This window comes from Providencia sp. JGM181, assembly GCF_018257375.1.
GTDB lineage: Bacteria > Pseudomonadota > Gammaproteobacteria > Enterobacterales > Enterobacteriaceae > Providencia > Providencia lanzhouensis.
Genome location: NZ_JAERJY010000141.1, coordinates 1 through 9,575, shown reverse-complemented (window position 1 = coordinate 9,575; position 9,575 = coordinate 1). Strand labels below are relative to the sequence as shown.

9 protein-coding genes are annotated in these 9,575 nt (G+C 38.6%); 6 read left to right on the top strand and 3 right to left on the bottom strand.

Translation table 11 applies throughout. The features are described 5' to 3' along the window. Positions 1–84 precede the first annotated feature (84 nt). From JK188_RS14745 to JK188_RS14720, 6 genes are all read left to right on the top strand, one after another. Complete coding sequence (locus JK188_RS14745) at positions 85–384, top strand: helix-turn-helix domain-containing protein (protein WP_211886542.1); 300 nt, start codon at positions 85–87, stop codon at positions 382–384. Positions 385–476: 92 nt separating this feature from the next. Next, positions 477–1,055: a fimbrial protein gene (locus tag JK188_RS14740; RefSeq protein ID WP_211886544.1), complete on the top strand. Its 579-nt coding sequence runs from the start codon at positions 477–479 to the stop codon at positions 1,053–1,055. A gap of 59 nt (positions 1,056–1,114) precedes the next feature. Next, on the top strand, positions 1,115–1,825 hold the full coding sequence (locus JK188_RS14735; protein WP_211886545.1) for a fimbria/pilus periplasmic chaperone: 711 nt from the start codon (positions 1,115–1,117) through the stop codon (positions 1,823–1,825). 40 nt (positions 1,826–1,865) lie between these two features. Continuing rightward, positions 1,866–4,493, top strand: coding sequence for a fimbria/pilus outer membrane usher protein (locus tag JK188_RS14730; RefSeq protein WP_249215463.1), 2,628 nt, complete (start codon positions 1,866–1,868; stop codon positions 4,491–4,493). A gap of 54 nt (positions 4,494–4,547) precedes the next feature. Then, positions 4,548–5,069, top strand: coding sequence for a hypothetical protein (locus JK188_RS14725; protein ID WP_211886548.1), 522 nt, complete (start codon positions 4,548–4,550; stop codon positions 5,067–5,069). Between the two features lie 30 nt (positions 5,070–5,099). Continuing rightward, positions 5,100–5,912: a hypothetical protein gene (locus JK188_RS14720; RefSeq protein WP_211886551.1), complete on the top strand. Its 813-nt coding sequence runs from the start codon at positions 5,100–5,102 to the stop codon at positions 5,910–5,912. A gap of 121 nt (positions 5,913–6,033) precedes the next feature. Here JK188_RS14720 and JK188_RS14715 read toward each other — a convergent pair whose 3' ends face one another. The 3 genes from JK188_RS14715 to JK188_RS14705 all read right to left on the bottom strand — a co-directional run. After that, positions 6,034–6,375, bottom strand: a complete 342-nt coding sequence (locus tag JK188_RS14715) for a helix-turn-helix domain-containing protein (RefSeq protein WP_211886554.1) — start codon at positions 6,373–6,375, stop codon at positions 6,034–6,036. 71 nt (positions 6,376–6,446) lie between these two features. Then, entirely contained in the window at positions 6,447–7,133 is a 687-nt protein-coding gene (locus tag JK188_RS14710) for a fimbria/pilus chaperone family protein (RefSeq protein WP_211886560.1), read from the bottom strand. A gap of 35 nt (positions 7,134–7,168) precedes the next feature. After that, positions 7,169–9,575, bottom strand: a 2,407-nt coding sequence (locus JK188_RS14705) for a fimbria/pilus outer membrane usher protein (RefSeq protein ID WP_249216030.1), incomplete at its 5' end; no start/stop codon positions are given.

The following is a 9,575-nucleotide window of genomic DNA, read 5'->3' as shown; positions in this document are numbered from 1 at the left end:
ATCTACAATTCGCCTCGTTTTGAAATCATCAAATTATACAACTAATATTTAACCAACCTAGGTAATTAACTAATTATCAATATAATGAAACTAAATGAAAAAATAGGAACATTTATTAGAAATGCACGGATAAGCAAAGGGTTATCTGAAAAAGAATTAGCATCCTTAATATCAGTCAGTCAGCAGCAAATATCAAGATATGAAAGAGGAATATCAACATTAAGTATTGAGAATATTTTAAGAATTTTAAATTCATTAAATATTCCCTTCGATGAATTCAGTAGCAAGGTAATAAAGCCAGAGCAAAATAGACTTTTCAATTTGCTTATTGATGAGCTAGAAACTGACGGTGTAATTCATGTAGGCAATCTCAAAAATACATAGATGTATTTTTCGGAGTGCATGCTTTATTTTGAATGCAAGCACCAAATAAGAAATAAATCCTTTTAAAATTTTATCTAATGGAAATTAATATAATGAAATTTAAGTTAATCGCTATCGCATTGCCTATTTCTCTATCTTTATCTGCAAATGTATTTGCAGAAGGAGAACCTAGTGCTCCAGAAGAATTAGCTCCTGTGACTGTCAGTGGTGGCGTTGTTAATTTTGCGGGTACCATTGTGAATACCCCTTGCGTTATTGATAATGATGATGCTTCACAAACTGTTAATTTAGGTCAATACCGCCAAGATGGTTTTAATGGTAAAGATTCAGTGTCATCACCCGTTGGTTTTGATATTAAATTAACCGGATGTGCAACTGAAACATTCAAGAATGTCTCTCTGACGTTCGCGGGTATTACCGTTCCTGACGAAGAGAAAATCCTTGCTCCAGTGGCATCTCAAAGTGGACAAACAACCGCAACGGGCGTGGGTATCCAAATTTTACAAAACAGTAAATTAGTCAATGTTGATGGCCTGAAAGCAACAGATGTTATTAAGATGAATGAAGGTGATAGCACATTACGCTTCCAAGCACAGTACATCGCATTAGCGGATGAAGTTACTGCGGGTTCAGCTAACGCATCTGCCGATTTCACGATTACTTATCAGTAATATTTCTGTCTTTGCACCCGTGTCATAGCGGGTGCGCATTATTTATATCCGGAGTTTTTATGTTTTCGTTACCTAAAACAAGTCATTATTATCAATGGCTGGTTTCGTTATTCTATTTTGGTTTTTCTTCTCTTTGTTTAGCTGGTGGAATTACACTGGATAGCACTCGAATTATTTACCCACAAGAAAGTAAGCAAATTACCACGGGTATCCGAAACACCTCAGATAAATCAGCTTTTCTAGTTCAAACTTGGATTGAAGATGCCAAAGGAAATAAACTAAGCGATTTTATTTCTACGCCCCCCTTATTTACTAGCGCACCAAGAAATGAAAATACTATTCGATTAGTTTATGCGGGCGAACAATTAGCGAAAGATAAAGAATCTCTATTTTATTTTAATGTAAAAGCCATTCCATCCATTGATCGAAATGAATTAGCTGACAAGAATGCATTAATCCTTGCGGCTGTAACTCGAGTTAAACTTTTCGTTCGACCGAAAGGATTAAAGATCACACCAAAGGAAGCAGAAAACCTTATCCGATTTAGCAAGATTGATAACCAAAAAATTAAAATATCAAATCCATCACCGTATTACATGACTTTAACCGATCTTCGTTCAGGAAATAATGAATTACCATCAACGATGATCGCGCCATTTAGTCATATTGAGGTTAATGCACCAGCAGGATTTGACACCAGTAAATTGACGTTCAGTTCAATCAATGATTTTGGTGGGATCACTTCACCAAAACCAGCCATTTTCAATTAAGAATTAATCTATTTTATTTCAAATGGAAATAAGGTTTTCTATGTTCGTTTCACTAAAAAAATACAAAAAAATCATCAATAACCATTTGAGCCCCTCATACTTATTTATCTGCCTTTTTGTAATACAAAGCACTAACGCCCAAGAGGGAGAAAATTACTATTTTCCACCTTCTTTGATCTCTATCGATTCAGAGCATATTGCTGATTTAAGTACTTTCGCAAGCCAAGGTTCACAATTACCAGGAACCTATGACGTTGATGTTTCATTGAATGGCAATCTCAAATACAGAAGAAATATTACCTTTGTCAAAGCACTAGATTGCCAAAAGCAAGATGACCAATTACCCCAATTAGTAGCAGACCAAACAGGGTTAATTCCACTGTTAACGCCGCAGGAACTGGCTGAGCTGGGAGTCAATATTGATAACCTTCCATTTCTGCAATCGGATAACCATCAATGTATTCCTCTGGCGCAGTTAATCCCTAATGCGCGCACTGAATTTGATTTTCCGAAAATGAAATTGAATATCAGTATTCCGCAGATAGCATTAAATAATTTAGCCAAAGATGAAATTCCAACTACTCAGTGGGATGAAGGAATTAATGCATTATTTACCAGCTATACATTAGGTGTTACTGATAACCAATATCAGCACGATTTCAGTAAAAATATCTATTTGAATCTAAGAAATGGCGTCAATTTAGGGAGCTGGAGATACCGTGATAACCGCACATGGACCAGCTATAAAAGCAAACATAATCAAGAAAGTAACTGGCAACATCTCAACAGCTATGTCGAGCGAGGGATCATCCCTTGGCGAAGCCGTTTAGTATTAGGCGACAGTTCAACTAATAATACAGTTTTCGATTCACTGGCTTTTCGAGGCGCACAATTGCGAACGGACGAAAGTATGTACCCTTCTAGTCAACAAGGGTTTTCGCCGATTATCCGCGGCGTAGCAAACAGTAATGCGACCATTGAAATTCGCCAAAATGACTATTTAATTTACCAAGCTAATGTCGCACCTGGTGAGTTCGCCATTACCGACTTAAACGCCATGAGTTCGAGTGGTGACTTGCAAGTCAGTATTCTTGAAGCTAACGGCGATATTCAATCATTTATCGTGCCCTACTCCTCTGTTCCGGTGTTATTACGAGAAGGTCGAATGAGTTATAGCCTGACCGCCGGTGAGCTTCGCTCGGATAACAGCCATTATGATACGACTCAATTTGGAGAAACGACGCTTATCTGGGGAGCATCGTCATTAACAACGCTGTATGGCGGCGTTCAATATGCTAAAAACTATCTGGCAGGAGCAGTTGGTACCGGATTTAACTTAGGGACATGGGGGGCATTTTCAGCAGATATCACCCATGCCAATAGCCAATTAACCGATGGGAGTCGCTATCAAGGGCAGTCACTGCGTTTTCTATACGCACGAGCCTTCCCTGAAACTGGCACTAATCTCCAACTCACTGGGTATCGCTACTCAACCCGAGGCTACTATACCCTACAAGAAACCTCGCTAAATCGGATGTCTGGTTGGCTATCACAAAATGAAACCCTTGATACCAATGGGGAACTGAAAACCAATAATACCGACTATTTCAATCTTTACGATAATAAGCGAGAAAGAATACAGACCAATATCTCACAAAAGATAACGGGGGTTGGTTCTATTTATTTAACCGGTGTCCGCCAGAGTTTTTGGGAGCGAAATGGCAGTTCGGTATCCATACAATCAGGGTTGAGTAGCCAGATTGGCTATATTAATTACACGCTCTCGTATGGATTAAATAAAAGTGTTGACCAATACGACGTAAAAACAACGGATAGGAATATTTTCTTAACGGTATCCATCCCTTTACAGAAATGGTTACCTCAAGGAGCGCCGTCAATGTATGCCTCTTATAGTGTTAACCACGATAACCAAGGAGAGTTGGTCCAGCAGACCAGCTTAAGCGGAAGTTTACTGGCTCAGCAAAACCTGAATTGGAACGTTGCTCAAGGGTATTCATCGAGTAATGGAAATGACGGGAATATCAACTTAGCTTACCAAGGCGGCTATGGAAATACACAAGCTGGTTATAGCTACGGTCAGGATTACCGTAAAGTTTCAACGGGTATTTCTGGTGCAGTGACCCTGCACTCTGACGGCATCATTTTTAGTCAACCCCTTGGTGAAACCAACATTCTGATTTCGGCACCGGGAGCGAGCGATATTCCCGTTGAACATACCAGTGGTGTGAAAACAGATTGGTTCGGTTACACCATCAAGCCTTACGCAACACCATATCGTTTAAATCGTATAGCACTAGATAGCAGCGAATTAGATGAACAGACGGAAATTGAAAATAGCGTTCTTACGACGGTGCCGACTCGTGGCGCTATCGTCAAAGCAAACTTTGTGACTCGCCAAGGTGCTCGTGCACTGGTTCACATCGTAAAAAATGGCAAAAACTTACCTTTCGGCACCTTGGTCTCGATTGGGCACCAAACGGCAATTGTGAATGATGATGGACAGGTTTATTTATCTGGGCTCGAATCCTCTGGCGAGTTAACTGCCAAATGGGGATATGACGATGAAAACCAGTGCCAAGCCATATACTCGTTACCTGAAAATGCAGATCTACAATCATTAATTCGATTCGATGTTAATTGCCAATAACCATTGGTCAATAACAAAACTATTTTAATCATTTATTTAAATAACAGGCTTAATATGAATTTAATTATCAATAAACTCATGAAATTAATTTTGGTCATCACCTGTGTTAGTGGCGCAAATATCAACTTAGCCAGCGCGGAAAGTGCAAGTGCGTTAGTTAAAATAAAAGCGACTGTTTTGGCAGGCTGTTCACTTGATGCACCCGATACCGTTTCTTTAGATAAAATTCCGAGTTCTGCATTCAATGGTAAAACAACCGGAGATGACCTAGATACTTATTCTAAAATATTTACGTTGACCGCCACTTGTTCAGGCACTAACAAATATAAATACACCTTCAAAGCAAATGAAGCAGATGGTTCCTGTATTAAAACAGATGCTGACTTTATGCGCTATTGCTTAAAATTCAATGACGATTACCTTGATTTATCGTCTACCACAGCCACCTTGGAAAGAGATAGCTCCAAAGATGGGGGTAAGACTGAAATCACTGTCGTTCCGCAGGTGTCCTCTACTTCAAGTACCCCTGTTGGTGACGTTAATGGACAGATTACTGTCACTATCGAGCCGATGTAAATTACGAATTAACCAGTAAGGTCAACAACATTGCGCCAGTTATTTATTTTTATTGTTTCATTGTTTCCGCTGTCTGTTTATGCGGAAACAACATTTATTCCAACAGAACCTCAATCTGTAATTTTTGATGAACTTACGTCCATATTAAAAAGACATGAAGTTCGATTTACGGTGAATTACACACTCCCTCAAAAAGCAACAGGTCACGTAATTACCTCATGTTGGTCAGGCTTTGACGAAATGAAAAATGCAATTAATAGTGTTGGCTTAGGCCCTAACCAAAGAACATATAGTGATGGAATGTTAAATGTTCGAGGTAGTAATCCAATGTCATTCATTGGCACTAATGGCTCCATTAATGGTGTCGCTTATCTCGATGCTGCATCCGGTTTTGAGAATAAAACATGGACTTTTTATTGTACAGCGGTAAACAGCGCAGCTATGAATGGTAATGATGAATATTTTCGTCCAAGCACAATTACCTATACCGAGATTAATGTACGCGCATCAAGTGCTTTTCCTCATATCAGCGCACCAGCTGTCATTGATTTAAAAACTTGTTCACCCAATGACAATCTAGAAGCGGTTATTCCATTAACAGTAGGTTTTGAGGGATATATGGGACAAAGTAAAAAAATGGATTTAACCGTAAGATCTCATGATTTACCTGATGATTTTGATATTGTTCTTGATAACCAAAGTATTCTCAATAAACCGCCCCAAGTCATTCAAATGCCAGCAGGGCAAAAAGAGAAACAGATTGAAACTCACTTAAAAGGAAAATGCCCAAATCAAGCAGGAGAATATATTTGGAATGCAGAATACATTACAACTATTCAGTAAGCTTGATTTCGCATTTCATGAGTCACTCATTAATATAAAAAAATCCGCCTAATGGCGGATTTACAATCAAGATGAATGTAGAAAAGAATAAATAAAGAAAAGTTCTTAATAAGATTAAATCCTAACTTGTTTTATCAAAATAGCTTTCAATATCCTTGTGAGTATCACTTAACTTCACATTTGGAATTTCACCGTGATAATCATTATTCAGCAGGAACCTTAACTCACTAAAAAAGTCCCCAAAATCAAAATCTAAAATAAAAAGAACACTTAATAATGTATCAACAGAAATACGGCATTTCCCACATTCATATCGCGAATAGTGCTGCTGTGAAATACCTAACTGGCTAGCCACCTTAGAGCCTGAGAAACCTTTCTTTTTACGAATTCGTTTCAGCTCTTTGCCGATTATTACGGAGTAAACATGATTTTCGGGTTTACTATCTTCATCTACGCTCTTCATATTTTATATATCTCCCTGTACAGGAACGATTAAATTAAAAATTTAATTCTCGATCCTACTGATAGATAAAGTTATCCATTATGAGTGACTTTGATGGTGTCATTATTTTGAGTTTTAAAACCGTAACGACTTAATGGCGAAATCACTAACTCCTGTACTGTGTTTTTCACATTAATAGTTTTGCTTTCATTCGGTCTTAAATAAAATTGATCAATGGTATAAGCGTCATTGCTCGGTAATGTCGTGACTGAAGGTGATAAACGAATAACTTGATCCCCTGTATTCGTCAACGTCAGTTGATTATTTTTTTGATTAACGGTGATATTTTTCCAAGGTGTTTGGCTTAATACCCCATTTGCTGGAGTAATCAGCATGGCCACATCTTGGCGAATAGGCATTTTTGCAGAGTTTTGCTTAACGGCACCGACACCTTGGAAAGAAACACGCAAAATCTGTTCTTGTTTTAAATCTAACCCTTTCTTTAAAACAAAATTAATTTGCTGGCTTTCATTTGGTTCAATTCTAACAATAGGCGGAGATACCATAACATCTTTAGCCATAGGCTGAGAACCATCTAAGTCAGAAACTTTTGTTGATAATAAAATAGGCTCTTTCGATGTATTTTTTACACTAAATACTTTGCGCTCTTCACCTGCATCTAAAATAACAGTCATCGTTTCTAATTGGAAACTCGCTTTTGCAGATACACTCATTAAGCCCATTAAACTTAAAAATGCGATATAAATTAACTTTTTCATTAAAACCTCAAACTTGTATTCAAATAATATTAAGATTATTGGCAGATAGCATCTGCCTCTTCATAAAGTGATTCAGCGGAAAAAAATTCCGGTACGTTATATTTAATAATGCAATCATCAGAGTTAGGTGAGCGCAAAATAATGTCATCGCCAATTTGCTCATTACTGAGTAATAAATTACCTTCCCCCATAATCACACCCATATAATCACCTTTTTTATTGAGCACACTGGCACCAAATGGAACGTCATTGCCATTGGCCATTTTGATGCTCAACAATAATTGCCGCATTGTGGTTGCCTGAATGCGCTTCGTCATAACAGTACCTCTCGCCGCAGCAACATCAAACGACGTTGTATCCAAACGCACATTCAGAGGAAGTTTCTCCGTATTTAGCTGCACGGTAGATTTTTGGTTCTTTGGTAACGATGAAATCGCTGCCGTCCCAAAATGATTGGTTATCGTGGTGCCACTGCCCATCGTGTTGACTCTAACCCCTGGCGCATCAGGTACATACACGATGCCAAAGGTGTCTCCTAAAGGTACGGATGACGTCGCAAATAACCCATCGGAATACGCCATGCCGCCTGATGCAGAGGCCGTGACTGAGTGCGTATTATTCTGGGACATCGAACCGCTCAGCGAAATATTGCTATACGCATTGGCATTATTAATACTGCCATTCACTACACTCGTGCCATCATTACGACCAGCCCCAACGGAGTACCTTAAATTATCGCTGACTTGCTGATTATAATTTGCCATTACCATGGTTTTATCTTGGTAATATTGGCTCTGCATACTAATGCTTTTTTTCTTACCTAACGGCATCGATGCATTAATAAAAATTCGGCTATCTCGATCATCACCCGTTTGGTAATTCACATTCAACGATATATCTGCAATTTTTCGGCTATAGCCCGCTGAATAAAAAACGGTATCAGATTTATCGCCATAAAAATGATTATGGTTTACGTTAGCGCTAAAGCGCCCCCATGTAACATCACCCCAACTGGCAAATAACGAGGAGGTAGTTTGCAATTCGCCACTAAACCATCCATTCGTATTTTCTTGCTCATCCTGAGCGGGCTGCTTTTTTAATAATGAGCTATCCAAGGTTGGAAATTTATTCGTACGATATAAAACAGATGCTCCGAATGTCATTTTTTCAAATGCAATATTGCTATTGAAATCGATCTGCTCCCCGCGCTTTTCATTATTTCTCGCACTTTGAACGCCAATCCCCGTAGAAATCGGTGTTGAAAAATCAAAATAAGAGTTAAGTCGTCCACTCACCGCTTGAAATTGATTTGAATAAAGTACGCCTGCCCCATAGTTTGACATGCCATATTGCTGGCTGATTTCTGCACTGCCAATAATGGGTTTATCCGTTTGCAGATCACTTTGACTACGATAACGCCCCACTGAAAATTGATAGCTCATGGGGAAAACCGCAGTTTGCTGGTTGGCCGTCACCACCTGAAACTGCTGTTTTTCACCATTATCTTGGAAAACTGTGACATCCAAAGGCGAACCAATCACCACATTATTAATACGATTTAACTCAAAAGGTCCTGCTGGCACCATCGTTCGATATAGCAGTCGCCCATTTTGCTGCACTTCAACCGTTGATGGTGTACTTGCAAAACCAGTCACCGGAACAACTAAAATATTCGAACCTTGCAAAGAGCTATCTGAGTAAATTTGCACACCATCCAGCGGTGTTCCCCCAAAAAATGCGCCTTGCGTATTAAGTTGCCCGATATCTAATAACGACTGCAAAGGTTCGATGCTTTTTGACAGTACAGTTTCATTAAATTGATATTGTGATTTTGAATCTCCAGCAGAAAGGCTACTGTTATTTCGTAAAACCCAATTGTTCCAGTTAATACCCGTTTCAAACTCTCCTTGATAGAAACGCTGACTGTAATTACCGTTAATATGCATCCCGTATAACTGATAGTTACTGACAACACCAAAACCACCGTAAGTTAACTCATTGCCTTGTAGTTTTGGGTCTAAATTCTCTTCGGCAACCACCATATCAATTTGGTAGGAGCTAGGATGTAATGCAATTTTTGCCTCAGGGTAAATTTGTTCGAATGTATTACATCCGTCAGTTAAGTTAACTTTTTTTAACCTTAACTTACTCATTAACCCGTCAGTCAAGCAAAGCTCACCGTTTTCATTGATTTCAATATTCGCAGTATATTCATTACTGCCATTTAATTTTATGGTGACATCATGATTTCCGGGTAAAAACTGATTACCCTTCATAAAGAATTCAGCGACCTCTGCCCCATACCCTAGTGATTTTAAAGAGTCGATATCAAAATTAATTGACGATCCTGTGTTACTCTTTATTGATTCAGATGCATCGGAATTATTTACATGCAGTACGACAAAAATTAAAAATAGCTGGCAATAAGAAAATTTATTTTTC